Genomic DNA, 18,720 nt, shown 5'->3' on the forward strand with positions numbered 1-18,720 from the left:
GCGATTCAAGCTTTTTTAAAGTAAGATAATTTTTAAAAAATTTATAGATATTACTTTAATATTAACAAAAAATATTAACTTATAAGTTTAAATTAAATTTTATTTTAGTAGAATTTCAAGCGTAAATTTTAAATAGAAAGGAAGATTCATGTCTTACACACAAGATGTCATTCAGAAAGTCCAAAAACTCTATCCTGACCAAGTAGAGTTCCACCAAGCGGTTAAAGAAGTTTTAGAGTCCATTGAGCCCGCGCTTAAAAAAGATAAAAGATATGAATCTTATAAGGTGCTAGAGCGCATCGTGATTCCAGAGCGTCAAATCAATTTCCGCGTTACTTGGGAAGATGATAAAGGTGAAATTCAAGTCAATCGTGGTTATCGCATTGAGTTTAGCTCCTTGCTTGGACCTTATAAAGGCGGTTTGCGATTCCACCCTAGCGTAACAGAGGGAATTATTAAATTCTTAGGTTTTGAGCAAATCTTTAAAAACTCTCTCACAGGTCTCGCAATGGGCGGCGGTAAAGGCGGAAGCGACTTTGACCCGAAAGGCAAAAGCGATAGAGAAGTAATGCGATTCTGTCAAGCGTTTATGAATGAATTGTATCGCCACATTGGAGCGCACACAGATGTTCCCGCCGGAGATATTGGAGTAGGCGGACGCGAAATTGGTTATTTGTTTGGACAATACAAGAAATTAACCAATCTTTATGAGGGTGTCTTAACCGGTAAATCACTGCTTTGGGGTGGAAGTTTGGTGCGCACAGAAGCTACAGGATATGGAAGTGTGTATTTTGCGCAAGAAATGCTAAAAAATAGTAACTTTGGTGATTTAGAGGGCAAAACTTGTTTAGTTTCAGGAAGCGGAAATGTTGCGATTTATACGGTGGAGAAACTCCAACAATTAGGGGCGAAACCTGTAACAATCAGTGATTCTAGGGGTATGATTTATGATGAAAATGGCATTGATTTAGCCTTGTTAAAAGAGATTAAAGAAATAAGACGCGAGAGTTTGGAATCCTACGCAAAAGAACGCGGTAGTGCAAAATGGACAAGCGTAAAAGATTATCCAAGCGACCATAATCCTCTATGGACGATTCCAGCGTTTGCGGCGTTCCCAAGTGCAACACAAAACGAAATTAACGCAAAAGACGCACAAAACTTATTAAACAATGGTTGTAAATGTGTCAGCGAGGGTGCAAATATGCCTTCTACGATTGAGGCAGTGCATAAATTCCTAGACGCAAAAATCTGCTATGGTCCGGGCAAGGCAGCTAACGCAGGAGGAGTAGCGACAAGTGGGCTTGAAATGAGCCAAAATGCAGCGATGACAGCTTGGACTTTCGAGGAAGTGGATAATAAATTGCACAATATTATGAAAAATATCTATGCAAATGCGAGTGAAACTGCAAAAGAGTTTGGCGAACCTACAAACCTCGTGCTTGGAGCAAATATTGCAGGGTTTAGAAAAGTTGCTAATGCGATGATTGAGCAAGGTTTGTGCTAAGCTTTGCGGGTTCTTATTCTACTTTTTCTCTCCTTTTTTCTTTGGAATCTCTCCTATGCGGACGAGATTCCAAGATTTTCTTTTTACCAACCCCTTAAAGAAACAGAATTACAGCAATTTTTAATGAGTGAAAAATTTGATGGTGTGCGTGGAATCTGGAATGGAAAAAGCCTCCAAACGCGTAAAGAAAATGTGATTGTAGCACCAAAATTTTGGATTCAAAACTTCCCACCTTTTATCTTAGATGGTGAGTTGTGGTTAAGGCATAATGCCTTTGAGGAGACGCTAAGTATCGTAAGTAGCGCGATTCCAAAGGAGGAGCAGTGGAGGCAAATTACTTTTCAAATCTTTGATGTGCGTGGGGTTTGTGAGGATTGCACTTTGCAGGAACGCCTACAACTTTTGCGCAAGTATTTAGAGCGGAATCCTAACCCATTTATCCAAATCATTCCACAGATTCCGATTCAAAATAGGGCGCATTTAGAGGAGTTTTATCAAGGCATTTTAAAGCAAGGGGGTGAGGGCGTGATTCTCCGCAACAATGCGATTCCTGAACTTGGATATAAATTAAAACCTTTTTTAGATTCTGAATGTGTGGTGGTGGATTACACACAAGGCAAGGGGAAGTTTGCAGGAAAAATGGGAGCGGTGGTGTGTGAGGCGGAGATTCTAGGGAAGAAAAAACAATTTAAAATCGGCTCGGGATTCAGTCAGCGCGAAAGAGAGAATCCACCCAAAATTGGCACAATGATTACTTATAAATATCAAGGCTATACCAAGAATGGAATCCCGCGCTTTCCTGTGTTTTTGAGAGTTAGGGGAAGTGGAATCTGAAATGCGTTTGCCGTAAATAAACTTTAAATGCTTCTTATATTTTTGGTAGAATTTAATACAAATAAGTGTAAAATGCGCCTTTTAGTAATATTTTATCAAATCCTTAGGACTATTTTTGAGAATTAAAAATTTTTTATTTCAAAGCTTTGCGCAAATCTTTTTTCCTATTTTTTTAGTATTGTTTTTTATTGCTTCTATCGTAATTTTTATTCGCATTGCAAGCGTTACCTTTGTCGTTAAAATCACTTTTATTGAATTATTGTCGCTTTATTTTTACACACTTCCTACAATGTTATTTTTTGTGATTCCACTTAGTTTTTTTATTGCTTGTGTGCTTGGATTGTCGCGTCTTAGTTTTGATTATGAGTTGCCTGTTTTGTTTGCGCTTGGAATGAATCCGAAAATTATTGTTAAAATTTTTCTCCCCATAGCAATATTGGCTAGTTGCAGTTTGCTTATTTTGTCCTTAGTGCTTACACCGCTAAGTGATGTAGCATATCGGCAGTTTTTAGAAGAGCGCAAGAGCAATATTAACATCAATTTACAAGCCGGTGAATTTGGTCAAAAATTGGGTGAATGGCTTGTCTATGTGCAAAAAAGTGGGAGCGATAATAATGTATATGAAAATATTGTTCTTTTATCTCTAGCAAAAAGCGGAAAAGAAAATAGAGGATTAATCTTCGCAAAAGAAGCAGAAATTTCTAATTCCAATGGCACAATGGAAGTTGTATTAAAAGATGGTAAAGTTTATCGTAAGCCTAATGAAAATATTGAGCAGATTCATTTTGAGCAGTTGATATTAAGAAATGCTATCGATTCTTTAGATAAATCTCACATAGGAGTTATGGAGTATTGGAAAAGAGCATTTTATTCCAATGGAAGACAAGAAAAAACAAAGAGAAATTTAAGTATGTCTATTTTACTTTCACTTTTTCCTGTTATTAGTCTCTTTTATTATCCTCTCTTGGGTATTAAAAATCCTCGTTATCAAAAAAATTATACAATTTTACAGGCTATGGCTGTTATAGGGATTTTTTATGCCTTGATGTATTTGTGTGCTAGTTATATTCCTTTTATTGGTTCGGTATTATTGCCGATTGTTTGGATAATAAGTGGTTATTGGTTATATCGGCATTATATTGGACGATTTTATTGATTTTTAATATGGAATCTAAACAGGATTTATCAAAAGATTCTTTTAAAGTTGCAATGAAAATTGCATACAATGGTGGATTCTTTTTTGGGTTTCAAAGTCAAAAGAATGTTTTAAGTGTTAGTAGTGTTATAGAATCTGCATTGCAAAGTGTTGGAATCTTTAGTAGGTTTGTAGGGAGTGGGCGCACAGATAAGGGTGTGCATGCGAGTGCTCAAGTGATTTCTTTGGAGATTCCCTATTATTGGAGGGATTTGAATTGCTTAAAACAGCATTTAAATGTTAAACTTCAACCTTTTGTCAAAATAAAGCAAATTTGGCGTGTTTCAAAAGATTTTAACGCAAGATTCTCTGCTAAAAAACGCGGATATTGCTATGTTTTAAGCAAACAAGCCTCCCCTTTTTTGAATCCCTTTAGTTTGCCTTATTCCATTCAGAATGTTGCATTATTAAAACAAGCCTTAGAGCTTTTTGTTGGCACATATGATTTTAAGACTTTTATGAAAAATGGGGGTTGTGGAGATTGCGAAGATGAAGAATTAGTAAAAACAAATAAAACAAGAGGACAAAGTATGCGCACAATTTATAGGGTGCGATTGTTGGAGAGGAAGAATTTCTGGATTCTATCTTTTTGGGGAAATGGATTTTTGCGCTCACAAGTTCGTTTGATGGTTGGTTTTTTGCTAGAAATCGACAAAGGAAATTTAGGTTTAGAAGAACTTAAAGCGCAGTTAAGAGGAGAAAAAATTTATAGAATCCCTGTTGCGCCTAATGGATTGTTTTTAACGCGTGTGGATTATTGAGAATATCTTTGTATAAATTACAAGATGGAAGAATTAAAAGGGCTTCAAGCCCAAAAAAGTTTTGGGCTTAAAAAACAAGAATCGTTGATTATAATTCTGGTTTTGGTGTTTTGTCTGTTGAAATAGGGAATTGTGGATAAGTGATTGTTGGTTTCTCACCACTTAAGCTTTTCAAGAAAGTAGCGATTTTCTTAGCTTCAGCATTTGTGATATTGATTCCAAGTTGAACACTTCCCATTTCTTTAATTGCTTCATTTAAATCCCAAATTGCTCCATTGTGGAAATAAGGTGCAGTTTCAGCAATATTTCTTAGAGTAGGAGTTTTTACCATACCATTGGCATCGCCTTTGAAATCTCCTAAATTTGCAAATTTATATTTTCCTGCAACTTCAAATGCTTGCATACTTCCTCCTAGATTCACTCCTGTGTGGCAAGCTGCACAGCCTTTATCCAAGAATAATTGCAAACCTTCTTTTTCTGCTTTAGTTAATGCTTTATCGTCCCCATTTAAAAATGCGTCATAGCGGGAAGGAGTAAGAAGTGTGCGCTCAAAGTTTGCAATCGCATCGGCGATGTTATCAAATGTTACACCGCTTCTACCATAAACTTTTTTAAATTCTTCTTTGTATTCTGGTAAAGAGGAGATTTTTTCAACCGCTAGTTTTGCAGGTGTTGCCATTTCTGGTTCTGCCTCAATTGGTCCTTTTGCTTGGTCTGCTAAATCCCCAGCGCGCCCGTCCCAAAATTGTGCAGAATTTAACACAGAGTTATAAACGGTTGGTGAATTTAAATGGTGAGGGTTTGCCACCCATCTATGTCCAATAGCTGCTGCAACTCCGTCTGTTCCGCCTAATCCAAGATTGTGGCAAGTGTTACAGGAGATTAAACCGCTTTTGGATAAGCGAGGTTCAAAATAAAGTTTTTTACCCAATTCTGCTTTTTCTTGTGAAAATTTGCTGAATTTTACCCCAAGCTCTGTTAGCATTGTATCTACACCAGCTTGATCTTTTGGCAGTGGGACTAAACCGCTATCTTTTGCTTGACTAAGAAGATCAGCTGCACTAAGTGTAAGAGTGGAAGCAACTAAGATTGACGATAATGAGACGATAAGACGTTTCATCTAAAATCCTTTTTGTGAAAGTTTAGATTGTAAAACAATCTTGAAAATTTTATTTCAATCAGACTAAAATATTAATTAAAAGATAAAAATTTTTATTTTATTAAGTTTTTTAAGGAGTGAATATGGATAGTTTTGGGGTTAATGGCAAACTTTAAGTTTTTTTAGGAATCTCAAGGATTCCTAAAGTTTAATTTAGAATATAATCTTCAATGAGATTAAAATTCAAATAGCGGTAGATTTGAGATTCTTTGCCCTCTAGTTTTTTAGGAATCAAATCCAAATATTCCTGCTTACTTGGGATTCTACCAAGCAAGGCACAAAGTGCTGCTAACTCCGCGCTTCCAAGATAAACTTGCGCACCTTTTCCCATACGATTGTCAAAGTTTCTTGTGGAGGTAGAGAAAACAACCGCTTCATCTCTCACACGCGCTTGGTTGCCCATACATAAACTACAACCCGGAATCTCAATCCTTGCTCCTGCTGCACCAAAGAGTGAATAATACCCCTCATCGGTAAGTTGTTTTGCGTCCATTTTTGTTGGAGGCGCAACCCAAAGCGTTGCTGGAACCATTCCCTCATCTCTTAGGACTTCACCTAATGCGCGGTAGTGCCCGATATTTGTCATACAGCTTCCCACAAACACTTCATCAACCTTGTGGGGTCTTTTAGAATCGCTAAGGATTTCGCTTAATGTCGCAACATCATCAGGGTCATTTGGACAAGCAAGAATTGGCTCTGTTACTTGGTTTAAGTCAATCTCAATGACTGCGGCATACTCTGCATTGGAATCCGCTTTTAAAAGTGTAGGGTTATTAATCCAATCTTGCATTTTCTTAGCTCTACGTTCTAGTGTCTTGGCGTCTTGATAACCTGCTTTAATCATTGCATTGATAAGTGTAATGTTGGATTTTAAATACTCAATGATTGGTTCTTTGTTTAATGCCACCGTGCAGGCTGCTGCGCTTCTCTCTGCACTCGCATCGCTTAATTCAAAGGCTTGTTCTACTTTTAAGTCTGGCAAACCTTCAATCTCTAGGATTTTTCCGCTAAAGATATTCTTTTTACCCTTTTTTTCCACCGTGAGTAAGCCTTGCTTAATCGCATAATAAGGAATCGCATTGACTAAATCACGCAAAGTAATGCCCGGCTGGAGTTTGCCGTTGAAGCGCACAAGCACGGATTCTGGCATATCAAGAGGCATAGAACCCGTAACCGCTGCAAACGCAACCAATCCACTTCCCGCAGGGAAGCTAATACCAATCGGGAATCTTGTATGAGAATCCCCGCCTGTGCCGACCGTGTCGGGTAAAACCATACGATTCAACCAAGAGTGAATAACGCCATCTCCGGGACGCAACGCAACACCCCCACGACTACTCATAAATTGCGGTAAAGTCGCGTGAAGTTTAACATCGGCTGGTTTTGGATAAGCTGCGGTATGGCAGAAACTTTGCAAGACAAAATCCGCACTAAATCCCAATGAAGCAAGTTCTTTTACTTCATCTCTTGTCATTGCTCCTGTGGTGTCTTGACTTCCCACGGTTGTAACAAGGGGTTCGCAATAAGTTCCGGGCAAGATTCCCTCTACTCCACAAGCGCGTCCTACCATTTTTTGCGCTAATGTAAAGCCTTTTGCATTAGATTTTGGAGATTGCGGTTTAGCAAAAATCTCTTCTTTTGGTAAGCCTAATGCCTCTCTCGCTTTTGTGGTCAATCCGCGTCCAATGATGAGATTGATTCTCCCACCTGCACGGATTTCATCGGCTAATGTGGTTGGTTTAAAGTCAAACTTAGAAACCACTGCACCATTTTTATGAATCTCACCTTTAAAAGGATAAATATCAATCACATCGCCCTCGTTGAGTTCGGTTACAGGAGCGATGATTGGGAGACAGCCGCTATCCTCGCAAGTATTGAAGAAAATAGGAGCAATCACGCCTCCAATGACTAATCCACCTGCTTTTTTGTTTGGAATATAAGGAATCTCGCGCCCCATATGCCATACAAGCGAGTTACAAGCGGATTTTCTTGAGCTTCCTGTTCCCACAACATCGCCCACATAGACAAGTGGGTGTCCCTTTTTCTTAAGCTCCGCGATTCTACCAAAAGCATTTTGTGTGCGGCTTTTCAACATTGCTTGTGCGTGAAGTGGAATATCGCTTCTTGTGAATGCGTCTCCTGCTGGGCTTAAATCATCTGTGTTAGTTTCGCCATCTATTTTAAATACCGTAGCAGTGATTTTCTCTTCTAATGCGGGTTTGTTTAAAAACCATTCTGCTTTTGCCCACGATTCTAAAACTTCTTTCGCGTAAGCGTTGCTTTTAGACATTTCTACAATTTCATTAAAGGAATCATAGACGAGTAAAGTGTTTTTTAACGCCTCTGCCGCAGCCTTTGCGGAATCTTTATCGTTAGATTTTAATGCTTTGATGAGAGGTTGGATATTGTAACCGCCAAGCATTGTGCCAAGTAATTGGATTGCAAAAGTCTTAGAGATTCCCTCTACGCTCACTTTGCCCTCTGCAATAGAATCCAAAAACTCTGCTTTAACCTTTGCTGCTTCATCTACGCCGGGACTGACGCGATTGGAGAGTAGCTCTATTAGCTCTTTTGTGCGTTCGCCTTTTTTAAGCAACTCTATGACTTCTAAAGTTTGCTCTTTGCTTAATGGTAGCGGTGGAATGTTTTGTTTTGCACGCTCATTGACTAATTTATCATATTCTTCAAAAAAACTCATTTGTTCCCCTTGTTTAGTAATGTCAAATCTAATAATACAAAATTTTCCATTTAATTATGCACATTTAGATAAATTTTTTTTAATCTTTTTTCAAAAAATGTGTAAAAATGTGTAATTTTTCATTGTGGTTTAATGAGTATTTCTTTAAAATATTTTAAATTATCTTTAATCAAAGGAATCAAAGGCTTCCCTAATGCCTCACCCTCTCTTAGAATCAGATATTTGTGAATGTAGCCATAAAGGAAAAGTAATCTTTCCCTCTAGTCATAAAAACTTCTTACTTGTAACAGAAGCAGGAATCTTAACTCCAAGTGATTTAAGTAAAGCAAAGATTATAGGTTGCACGAATCCTATCATCAAAGGAGGACCTTGCACTAAACTTGTAAGTATTCCAGAATCCATTACTACAAATCTCCTTATAATAGAGAATGAAAAAGCAGTCTTAGCAGAATGTATTTCTCAAGTGCTAACCGATAAAGGTTCTCCTATCTTTTTACAAGGAGAACCTAAAGCAAAAGGAATCCTAGAAATAGAACGAGATTCTATACAAGAAACCAAACAACACATTCAAGATTCTAACTCCTTTTATCCTTATCACTCCTCTTATCCTCATCTTGCAAGTAAGGATAAGAATGCAGGAGTAAAAGAGTTAAGGGAGGGAGAGGAAGAGAATCAAAAAGAAGAAGAGAATTTAAAAGAAATTATTTTCCCACTCAAAGTAAAACCCTTAAACGATAAAGGTTTGCCTTATGATTGGAGTATTAAAAACCCAACAGATATAAAAGCTACTCAAACAATTTATGGGCGAAATAGACAGGGCGGAAAAAGAAAACACGCAGGAAGGGATTTATATACAGATTTCTTTGAAAGAAATGTTAAAAATCCAAAATCCAATATTGAAATTATTGCAATAGCTAATGGGGGAGATTCTTGATGTAAAACATTTTTACTATGAAACTTACCAAGTTACGATTCTACACGAAACTTCCAAATATGGAAAATTTATTGTAAGATATGGAGAGTTAGATAAAGATTCTATTTTGGTCAAAATAGGGGATAAAGTAAGTAAAGGGCAAGTGATTGGCTATGCTGGTTTGATGTTAAAACAAGGTGTTTCTATAAATATTGTTCCCAATAAACAAGTAATGATGCTCCATTTTGAATTTTATAAAGATGGTAATAGAAAGGAAATTGCAGATAAAGATACTTTAACAATAAGCGGTAAGAATCTTTTTAACAGAAGAGAGGATATAGCTGACCCTTTAGAGATTCTACAAGAGGGCTATAAAAACACTTTTGGTAAATAATATTAAAGGAGGAGAAATGAAAAGAATATTTTTTGCTTTACTCTGTGCTATTTATGTTTATGCAAATCCTGCACCCACTATTACTATAAGCTGTGATGAAAGCTACAATAAGACAATATGCGGTGATGATTATTTATGTAGTGCAAGCAAATGTTTTTACAAAAATATTTCAAACATAGAAGAAGCTTTTAGATTTTATATCAAACAAAAAATACAAATACAAGAATCTCGCAATGAAGCAGAGTATCAAAACACATATTTGCTTGTGCTCAAGTATATGCTTAATATTCCTTTGCCAAAGATTAATGAGAGTAGCAAACATACCGCTAATATTCAGGATTATTATGCCGATAAATATGAGTCTCAAAATAGATGCGATTTTGAGTTTAAGCGCACAAATGATAGTTTAATAATAGAGTATAATGCTTGTGCCGAAGAAGAGCATTCCCTTACCTTTATACAAAAAACTGATTGCATTGAGGTTTTAACTACAATGGTAGCTTTATAAATGAAAAATGATTGCATTTGAAACAATTAAGAATCTTTATTCCATTGGTATTGGTTGGGTAGTATTATATTTTATTGAGGCAATTTATCAATGGAGAGAATGAAAAAGCAGTCTTAGCAGAATGTATTTCTCAAGTGCTAACCGATAAAGGTTCTCCTATCTTTTTACAAGGAGAACCTAAAGCAAAAGGAATCCTAGAAATAGAACGAGATTCTATACAAGAAACCAAACAACACATTCAAGATTCTAACTCCTTTTATCCTTATCACTCCTCTTATCCTCATCTTGCAAGTAAGGATAAGAATGCAGGAGTAAAAGAGTTAAGGGAGGGAGAGGAAGAAAATCAAAAAGAAAACAATATCCTGATAGATACCCTATCAACAACGATAGTATAGGGATTGAAGTGGTGGGGAGGTGTTTTAATGCTATGGAAGAGAAAGTAAAGATTGGTCTTAACTATACTCAATATAGCGGTAAATAGCAAAATACTAGAAAAAGAACAAAAAGATTCCATCACAATTCTAAGATAATATATAATATAAACAATAATAGTATTTATGGACACGGAGAAATTTTAGCACATAGAACAACAAATGAGGGGAATGATTTGTATGATAAGTAAAGGGATACTTGTTTTGTTTATATCATTGGCTACTGCGGTAGCGCAAACCAATTTGCTTAATGGACAAACGCTTAAAGAATTAAACATTGTGTTAGAAATTATAGGGGTTAATGAGTGGGAGAAAACAACGATTCTTTTTGGAGATGAGATAAATACAGAATTCTTTGGAGATTATCCCTTGGAAGTTAGCAAGATTGATAGTCCTTTTATCTTTATCCTCTATCAAAAAGGCAAAAAGCCCTATGTGATTCAAGATATTGTAATGTCAGAAGATGAAATCAACACTTACTTTAATATCACAAATCCTAAGTATTATAAAAGGGATAAATAATGTCCTTACAAGGAACCTTAGAAATGTGTAGGATTTTATTTTGGTTATGGGCGTTAATCAGTCTTGACGGGCGTCATATAAATGTGACATTGCTTAAAAGAAGACTGATAATTTATTGATTATGCTTATGGAAGATGGTTTATGTTTTAAAAAGCAATGTTTAAAATATTTTTGCGATTTTACTTTTTGTAGATGTTCCATTCCTGATGAATGGTGTAGTTATGAGAATGAGAAATTCGTGTATGAATAATCTTTTGGAGATACTAGAATATGAAATTAAGAAATATTTTAGTATTAACTAGATTAAAAATTTAGTGATTTTTAATGATTAATATTTTAAAGTATCTATGAAATAAAATAATAAAATATGATAAGCAGCACTTCAGCATTGCTTTACAGAATTATTACTCTTTATTTTAAAATTATATTTCAAGGATTTAATTATGAAAGTGATTCATTCTATCACAGAAGCTATTGGTAAGACCCCGCTTTTAAAATTGCAAACATTGTCTAAGGAAGCAAATGCAAATATTTACGCAAAATGTGAATTTTTGAACCCTAGCGGTTCTGTTAAAGATAGAATCGCATTGGGTATGATTGAAGAAGCATTAAAAAATGGCACAATCAATCAGCAGACTACAATTATTGAGCCAACAAGCGGAAATACTGGAATCGGACTTGCTTCTATTTGTGCAACAAAAGGCATTAAACTAATCCTTGCAATGCCGGAATCTATGAGTATTGAGCGCAGAAGATTAATGGCGGCACTGGGTGCAAAACTTGTTTTAACCCCAAAAGAGCAAGGAATGAAAGGTGCGGTTAATCGTGCGGCAGAATTGCATAAGGAGATTGAAAATTCATTTATTTTACAACAATTTGAAAATTCTGCTAATCCCAAAAGTCATCGTGAAACTACCGCATTAGAGATTTTGGACGCTTTGGGAAAAGTAGATGTGCTTGTTTCTGCAGTGGGTACAGGAGGGACATTAAGTGGCGTAGGTGAGGTATTAAAAGAAAAAAATCCAAAGATTAAAATTATTGCAGTAGAACCCATTAATTCCCCTGTGCTTAGCGGTGGGCAACCCGGACCACATAAGATTCAAGGAATCGGAGCAGGATTTGTTCCAAAAATTTTGCAAACAGATTTGATTGATGAAATCTTAAAAGTAGATGTGGAGTGGGCGATTGCAGAATCTCGTAAGGCAGCGTTGCAAGAGGGGATTTTGATTGGAATCTCAAGCGGAGCAAATTTATGGGCAGCTAGAGAAATAGCCAAAAAATATCCCAATGCCAATATTGTAACATTCCTTTGTGATACAGGCGAGAGATATTTAAGTACGGATTTATACGAAGCAGGGGAGTAATTTTTGTTATTAATGTCTTGCAATATGATATTATAGCAATATATTTGGAGCATAAATTTTAAGGTTTTTTGCCTTATTGGCTTTTTTGAGCGTTTTATTCTTCTTGTTTTTAGGGGGCTGTGTTGTCCCCCCCCCCTTTTTTTTTATCTATTTATATTGTAATCACTTTATCCATATATAAACTCCCTATTATTTTTTGCAATTCAAAACCAAAGTAGCACAAACTTAAAATATTGATGAATATTGGTAACATTGAGGATTAAAATTTTTAACTTTTTTCATTATTTATTGACAAGGAAAAACAAATTTGTTAGTCTTAAAGACACCAACTAAATTAGGAGGCTATTTATGAAAGAAATTCAAGAGGTAAAAGTTTTGGTTGCAGATCCTTCTGCGTTGGGTCTGTTTGGTTTAGCGGTGATTACTTTGGTTGCTTCCTCTAGTAAGCTTGGAATTACCTCTGGGGTTTCTTTGGTGATTCCTTGGGCAATTTTTCTTGGCGCAACCGCACAACTCATTGCGTGTTTAAATGATTTTAAACACAATAATACTTTTGGGGCAACTGCTTTTGGTGCGTATGCACTTTTTTGGTATGCAATGGGAATGACTTGGTTAATGCAGTATGGCGTTTTTGGTGAGAAGTTAGTAAGCAGTGCAGATACAAAACAATTAGGGTTTGCTTTCTTGGCTTATTTAATTTTTACATTATTTATGACGATTGGTGCGTTAAAAACACATAAAGTTTTATTTCTCATTTTTGTTCTGATAGACTTTTTGTTTATCGGATTGTCTTTGGATTCCTTTAATGTTCTATCAGGGTTTGCGCATAGTTTGGCGGCTTATTCTGAATTTGGCATTGCTTTATTGTCTTTTTATGGTTGTGGTGCTTCTGTGTTAAATGTTCATTTTGGCAGGATTGTTTTGCCTGTGGGGAAATTCCAATAATCCAAAAATGCAACATAAAGAATCCTTGAGTAAATTTTGCTTAGGGATTCAAGTTTCTTTTGAATAAGAACCTTTTGGAATGCTTTTTGCTTGGTTAAATCTTGAAAAAGGAATTAAAGTTTCATCAAGGATAGAGTTTTCTTAAAAAAGAGGTATAAAATGTCTTATTCTTATTCAAAACAATTTGGTGTGAAGTCTTATGTGGCAGGTGTGAATTATTCGGATTGGATGAAAGAAACTCTTAATCCAGAAAATAAGTCAGCAGAGAATGAGCGGTTGAGTATTACTTCAAGCCAAGAGGACTATTTCAAGAAGCAAAGGTTAATCCAAGAAGCCATAGCGCAGTTGCAAAGTCAAGGCAGTGTAGATGCAAAAATTGCAAAAGAAGTAGATGTAGAATCCTTGAAAAAAAGCTTAAAAGACGCAGAAAATGTAGAATCTAATGCGCTTGGCATTGGTGAGGGGGCTGAATCTAACAAGGCGAGACAGCAAAGCCAACTTAATGCGCAAAATACTACACTAAAATCTGCTGCAATCAATGCGCTAGATAATGCACAAAATACCGCATCTAATGCCTTACAGGATTCCGCGAGTTTGAAAGAGGATAAGGAATCTAAAAAAATAAAACAAAATATCCAACAATCCGTGGAAAACGATACATTAGCTAAAAGAATGGCAGAACGGACAGAGGGATTTTTTGATAAACATATTTTTACCACCTCTCCTATTGCGCCAAGTCAAACAAGTGAGCAAGACAAGGCAGCTTACAATCCTCTAGCAATCAAGGTGGAATCCGCAGAGGATTCTACAAACAATACACAAGCAATCCTAGCGGTGAAATTTACCGATGAGGTAAGAGGTGAAGAGGTTAGCGTTCCATTAACGCAAGAAAATGCCGATAAATTAATAGAGCAATTTGGAAGCATTGAAGTGGCAAGTGATTATGTCAAGGGATTCTACTATGATGCAGCCTACAAAATGGGCTATCTTAGCAGTGATACAGATGGTGATGGCAAGATTAGCTTAGAGGAGGGTGTGAATCTCAAAACTCTTGTGAGCTTGATGAATGGGGAATATTCCTCTGTGTCTGAAAAGTTTGGCGGAAATGTGGAAGCGCAAAAAAAAGTTTTAGAACAAATAGGGTTTATTGATAATCTAGCAGATTTTATTAACCATTCTATCTCTCAAGATAATAATTTTGATGGAGGTTTGAGTTTAAATGAGATTCTAAATGGCACAAACGAAGCAGTCTTCCTTAAAATGGCACAGGGTGAAAATTCAAGCAGTGTAGAAGTGCTTGTGGTTCAGAGCTTCAAAATAGATTTAAATATGGATTCTATTAACGATACTTTGTTGAATCTTGGGGCGACTGCAGAGGATTCTGCGCAAATGTTTGATAATAAAAAGATGAAAGAACTATTGGATATGAGTTATTTAGAATCCTTAGATGAAGTAGCGCGAGAACAATTCCTTAAAAGTGAATTGCTTTTAAAAAATATATTGGAAAGCGTATGATAGCGTTAGAATCTCTTGCAGTAGAGATTCTATGCTTTGGATTGATTGCTCTTGCATTGTGGTTTTATAAGCGAAAATTGAAAGATTAATCCTAATCCGCAGAGATTGTAATATTTATAATCTTATCCCCTTGTTTAATAGAATCTAGGACTTTTAAACTTGCTTCATCTTCAATCTGTCCAAACACAGTGTGTTCTCCATCTAAATGAGGCTGTGGCGCAAAACAGATGAAAAACTGACTTCCGCCTGTATCGCGTCCGGCGTGTGCCATAGAGAGAGTGCCTTTTAAGTGTTTGTGGGGATTGTTTTCTAGCTCACATTGGATTCTGTATCCCGGTCCTCCTCTCCCGCTTCCCTCTGGGCAACCGCCTTGCGCGACAAATCCCGCAATCACGCGGTGAAAGTTTAGGTTATTATAGAATCCGCTTTGAGCTAAAGAGGCAAAGTTTGCCACCGTATTGGGTGCTTCGTTTGGAAAGAGCTTTATTTTCATTTTACCTTTTGAAGTTTCAATCACCGCATATTCAAGCTTTGCTAATTCCTCTTGGGATAGGTTGAAAGTTTTTAATTCCATATTTTAAATCCTTAGTGTAAAATTAAAAAGTTTATTGTAGTATTTTAAGATTTAAAGAATCCAAAAAGGCAAAAGAATGGCAAAGATAATTTTAGCGTTGATATTTCTTACACTAGGCGCATATGCGAAATATCCTTATTGGCTACGATATGGCGTGAAAATAGTCGCAGAGTTTGAAACTCTAAACAAAAGCAACCCCTATTATGTAGAAGGATATGGGTTAGCTATCAATGAGAATCTCATCTTGACAAGCGCGTCTAATGTGTATAACACTACAAGGGCGAGAGATATTGTGCTATACCATACAGAAGTTTTGGGAGAGCCTATTGAGTGTTTAAGCCACGCAAAAATTCTAGCATTAGATGATAATTTGGATTTAGCTGTGCTTGAGACAGAGAAATTTACAGATATTTACTGCAATGTTTTGCCTGAACCAAATTTCCGCGCTTTGAGCTTTGGGGAGACTTATTTTAACCTTTTGAGCATTCCGCCTAATTTGCCACTTAGGGACGATTTAGAAATTTCTTTTTTTAAAGAACACGATTGGTCGCAGCTTATAAGAGAGAGAAAAACCTTAAAAGAGTTTTTGGAATTTGGAAAGAGTGCCGATGAATCAAAGCTTAGCAAAGGAATGCCACTTTTTGCAGAGAACGAGTTTCTAGGGTTGCGGATTTATCCGATTCCTAATGCTAAGAGTGAGAGTTTAAAGATTGGAATCCTAACACACAGCGAGATTCTAACATTTTTGTGTAAAATTCAAAGTGAAACTTCTGTGTTAGCAAACAAAAAAGAGTTAGCAACATTTTGCAAGTCGTGGGTTGATTTGCAAAAGTAAGCGTTTAGCAAGATTAAAGTGAAATTTTTATAGAATCGCGCATAAAAAGTTTTAAAAAGGGAAAGAATGTCTGACTTGCTGAATTTAAATCAAGATATTCAAAATGTGAATATTGAGGATTCCATTAAAGAAAGTTATTTGGATTACTCTATGAGCGTCATTGTTGGACGCGCATTGCCTGATGCAAGAGATGGGCTAAAGCCTGTGCATAGGCGTATTTTGTATGCAATGTATGAGCTAGGCGTTACTTCACGCGTGGCTTATAAAAAGAGTGCGAGAATCGTGGGTGATGTGATTGGTAAATACCACCCACACGGCGATACCGCTGTTTATGACGCATTGGTTAGAATGGCACAAGATTTTTCTATGCGCCTTGAGCTTGTAGATGGACAAGGAAATTTTGGTAGTATTGATGGCGATAGTGCAGCGGCTATGCGTTATACCGAAGCGAGAATGACACAAGCTGCCGAGGAGCTTTTGCGGGATATTGATAAAGATACGGTGGATTTCTTGCCAAACTATGATGACACTTTGCAAGAGCCAGATATACTACCTAGTCGTTTGCCAAACCTGCTGATTAATGGTTCTAATGGAATCGCAGTGGGAATGGCGACAAATATCCCACCACACCGCACCGATGAGATTATTGATGCGTTGGTGTATTTGATTGATAATCCAAAGGCGGAGTTAGACGATATTTTAACCTTTATTGAGGGTCCAGACTTTCCAACAGGTGGGATTATCTATGGCAAAAGTGGAATCAGAGAGGCTTATGAAAGTGGGCGTGGGCGCATTAGAATCCGTGCCAAAACACATATTGAAAAAACCAAAACAAAAGACATTATCGTCATAGATGAGATTCCTTATCAAGTGAATAAAGCAAGACTTGTAGAGCAGATAGCAGAATTAGCAAAGGAAAAGGTAATTGAGGGAATCTCTGAAGTGCGTGATGAATCCGATAGGGACGGAATCCGCGTAGTTGTGGAATTAAAACGCGAAGCAATGAGTGAGATTGTGCTAAATCATCTCTTTAAATCTACGCCAATGGAATCCACTTTTGGAATCATTTTGCTTGCTATTTACAACAAAGAACCAAAGGTTTTCACGCTTTTAGAACTGCTAAATTTATTTCTTTCTCATCGCAAGAGCGTGGTGATTCGCCGCAGTATTTTTGAGCTAGAAAAGGCAAAGGCGAGGGCGCACATCTTGGAGGGCTTGAAAGTCGCGCTTGAAAACATAGATGAAATTGTGGCGTTAATCCGCGCAAGTAGCGACCCAAAGGTTGCAAAAGAGGGCTTAGTCAGCAAGTTTGATTTAAGCGAGATTCAAGCCCAAGCAATTTTGGATATGCGTTTGCAGAGACTTACAGGTTTGGAGCGCGACAAAATAGAGAATGAATACCAAGAATTGCTAAAAGAAATTGCAAGATTAAATGCGATTCTAAAGAGCGAGGAGAAGCTTAACGCAATCATTAAAGAGGAATTATTAGAATCTAAAGAGAAGTTTTCAACCAAGCGAAAAACCGCGATTGAAGAGGATTATGATAGCATTGATATGGAGGATTTGATTCCTAATGAGCCTGTGGTGGTAACAATGAGCCACCGCGGCTATGTCAAACGCGTACCGGTGCGCACTTATGAGAAGCAAAATCGCGGTGGCAAAGGCAAAATTTCTGCAAATACGCACGATGATGACTTTATTGAAAGCTTCTTTGTCTCTGATACGCACGATACGATTCTATTTATCACGGATAAAGGGCAACTTTATTGGTTGAAGGTTTATAGGATTCCAGAGGCAAGTAGAACAGCCATTGGTAAAGCGGTAGTCAATCTCATTAATCTAAGCCCCGATGAAAAGATTATGGCAACGATTACGACAAAAGATTTTAACCCCGATAAATCCCTTGCGTTTTTCACAAAAAATGGAATCATCAAGCGCACGAATTTGAGCGAGTTTAAAAACATTAGAAGCGTGGGCGTTAAAGCAATTAACCTAGATGAGGACGATGCGTTAGTAACCGCAAAGATTATTAGCGCGGATATTAAAGAAATTTTGGTGGTTACTTATGAGGGAATGTGTGTGCGCTTTGGTGTGGAGAATGTCCGCGAGATTGGACGCGTAGCAAGAGGCGTTACAGCGATTAAGTTTAAAATGCCAAAGGACTATGTCATTGGCGCAACTGCAATTATTGACGAGAATGAAGAGATTTTAAGCGTGAGCGAGAAAGGAATCGGAAAGCGCACAGAAGTCAATGAATACAGAATCACGAATCGCGGTAGCAAGGGCGTGATTGCGATGAAACTCACAGCAAAAACAGGTAAGCTTGTTGGAATCGTCAATGTAGATGAAAAAATGGACTTAATGGTGCTAACAAGCAGTGGAAAGATGATTCGTGTAGATATGCAAAGCATACGCAAAGCCGGACGCGCAACAAGTGGCGTGATTATCGTCAATGTAGATGATGATAAGGTTGTCTCCATTGCAAGATGCCCAAAAGAAGAAAAGGAATTGGACGAAATAGGGACAGAAGATGATTTGTCTGGGGAAAATAGTTTAGAGTAATGTTTA

At 37.0% G+C, this 18,720-nt stretch carries 17 protein-coding genes; 14 read left to right on the plus strand and 3 right to left on the minus strand.

The features are described from left to right. Window positions 1–148: 148 nt before the first annotated feature. From gdhA to truA, 4 genes are all read left to right on the plus strand, one after another. Window positions 149–1,504, plus strand: a complete 1,356-nt coding sequence (gdhA, locus tag BS85_RS0102405) for an NADP-specific glutamate dehydrogenase (protein WP_026943407.1) — start codon at window positions 149–151, stop codon at window positions 1,502–1,504. A 3-nt stretch (window positions 1,505–1,507) separates the two neighbouring features. Then, window positions 1,508–2,338 (plus strand): DNA ligase, encoded by an 831-nt coding sequence (locus tag BS85_RS0102410; RefSeq protein ID WP_026943408.1) that lies wholly within the window; start codon window positions 1,508–1,510, stop codon window positions 2,336–2,338. A 115-nt stretch (window positions 2,339–2,453) separates the two neighbouring features. Next, a complete protein-coding gene (locus tag BS85_RS0102415) occupies window positions 2,454–3,494 on the plus strand; it encodes an LptF/LptG family permease (RefSeq protein ID WP_026943409.1) in 1,041 nt (346 codons plus the stop codon). Between the two features lie 8 nt (window positions 3,495–3,502). Beyond that, a complete protein-coding gene (gene truA / locus BS85_RS0102420) occupies window positions 3,503–4,294 on the plus strand; it encodes a tRNA pseudouridine(38-40) synthase TruA (protein WP_051604648.1) in 792 nt (263 codons plus the stop codon). 88 nt (window positions 4,295–4,382) lie between these two features. On the opposite strand, the gene BS85_RS0102425 is transcribed toward truA, so the two are convergent. Together BS85_RS0102425 and acnB are read right to left on the minus strand one after the other, a co-directional pair. Further along, window positions 4,383–5,414 carry a cytochrome-c peroxidase gene (locus BS85_RS0102425; RefSeq protein WP_026943411.1) on the minus strand — a complete coding sequence of 344 codons (1,032 nt, stop codon included), beginning with the start codon at window positions 5,412–5,414 and terminating at the stop codon, window positions 4,383–4,385. 187 nt (window positions 5,415–5,601) lie between these two features. After that, entirely contained in the window at window positions 5,602–8,151 is a 2,550-nt protein-coding gene (gene acnB, locus BS85_RS0102430) for a bifunctional aconitate hydratase 2/2-methylisocitrate dehydratase (protein ID WP_026943412.1), read from the minus strand. 193 nt (window positions 8,152–8,344) lie between these two features. Here acnB and BS85_RS11885 point away from each other — a divergent pair, with 193 nt between their 5' ends. The 8 genes from BS85_RS11885 (at window position 8,345) to BS85_RS0102470 (ending at window position 14,743) form a co-directional block, all read left to right on the plus strand. After that, complete coding sequence (locus tag BS85_RS11885; protein WP_245596269.1) at window positions 8,345–9,085, plus strand: hypothetical protein; 741 nt, start codon at window positions 8,345–8,347, stop codon at window positions 9,083–9,085. After that, entirely contained in the window at window positions 9,069–9,458 is a 390-nt protein-coding gene (locus tag BS85_RS11890; protein WP_051604638.1) for a M23 family metallopeptidase, read from the plus strand. Before BS85_RS11885 ends, BS85_RS11890 begins: the two co-directional genes overlap by 17 nt. 16 nt (window positions 9,459–9,474) lie before the next feature. Then, window positions 9,475–9,966 carry a hypothetical protein gene (locus BS85_RS0102445; RefSeq protein ID WP_026943413.1) on the plus strand — a complete coding sequence of 164 codons (492 nt, stop codon included), beginning with the start codon at window positions 9,475–9,477 and terminating at the stop codon, window positions 9,964–9,966. Window positions 9,967–10,040: 74 nt separating this feature from the next. Next, the gene (locus tag BS85_RS0102450; RefSeq protein ID WP_026943414.1) at window positions 10,041–10,361 is read left to right on the plus strand and encodes a hypothetical protein; all 321 of its coding nucleotides are present in this window, start codon (window positions 10,041–10,043) and stop codon (window positions 10,359–10,361) included. Between the two features lie 216 nt (window positions 10,362–10,577). Then, complete coding sequence (locus tag BS85_RS0102455) at window positions 10,578–10,919, plus strand: hypothetical protein (protein WP_156938012.1); 342 nt, start codon at window positions 10,578–10,580, stop codon at window positions 10,917–10,919. A 443-nt stretch (window positions 10,920–11,362) separates the two neighbouring features. After that, window positions 11,363–12,283, plus strand: a complete 921-nt coding sequence (gene cysK, locus BS85_RS0102460) for a cysteine synthase A (protein ID WP_026943416.1) — start codon at window positions 11,363–11,365, stop codon at window positions 12,281–12,283. Between the two features lie 348 nt (window positions 12,284–12,631). Beyond that, window positions 12,632–13,228 carry an acetate uptake transporter gene (locus tag BS85_RS0102465; RefSeq protein WP_026943417.1) on the plus strand — a complete coding sequence of 199 codons (597 nt, stop codon included), beginning with the start codon at window positions 12,632–12,634 and terminating at the stop codon, window positions 13,226–13,228. Between the two features lie 159 nt (window positions 13,229–13,387). Then, window positions 13,388–14,743 (plus strand): hypothetical protein, encoded by a 1,356-nt coding sequence (locus tag BS85_RS0102470; RefSeq protein ID WP_051604639.1) that lies wholly within the window; start codon window positions 13,388–13,390, stop codon window positions 14,741–14,743. Window positions 14,744–14,834: 91 nt separating this feature from the next. Here the strand turns inward: BS85_RS0102470 and BS85_RS0102480 are convergent, their stop codons facing one another. Next, window positions 14,835–15,317 (minus strand): peptidylprolyl isomerase, encoded by a 483-nt coding sequence (locus BS85_RS0102480; protein WP_026943419.1) that lies wholly within the window; start codon window positions 15,315–15,317, stop codon window positions 14,835–14,837. A gap of 76 nt (window positions 15,318–15,393) precedes the next feature. Between BS85_RS0102480 and BS85_RS10085 the strand changes: the two genes are divergently transcribed. Beyond that, window positions 15,394–16,152, plus strand: a complete 759-nt coding sequence (locus BS85_RS10085; RefSeq protein ID WP_051604640.1) for a hypothetical protein — start codon at window positions 15,394–15,396, stop codon at window positions 16,150–16,152. Window positions 16,153–16,218: 66 nt separating this feature from the next. Next, window positions 16,219–18,714, plus strand: coding sequence for a DNA topoisomerase (ATP-hydrolyzing) subunit A (gene gyrA, locus BS85_RS0102490; protein ID WP_026943420.1), 2,496 nt, complete (start codon window positions 16,219–16,221; stop codon window positions 18,712–18,714). The last annotated feature ends 6 nt before the right edge of the window (window positions 18,715–18,720 follow it).

This window comes from Helicobacter rodentium ATCC 700285 (assembly GCF_000687535.1).
Classification (GTDB): domain Bacteria; phylum Campylobacterota; class Campylobacteria; order Campylobacterales; family Helicobacteraceae; genus Helicobacter_D; species Helicobacter_D rodentium.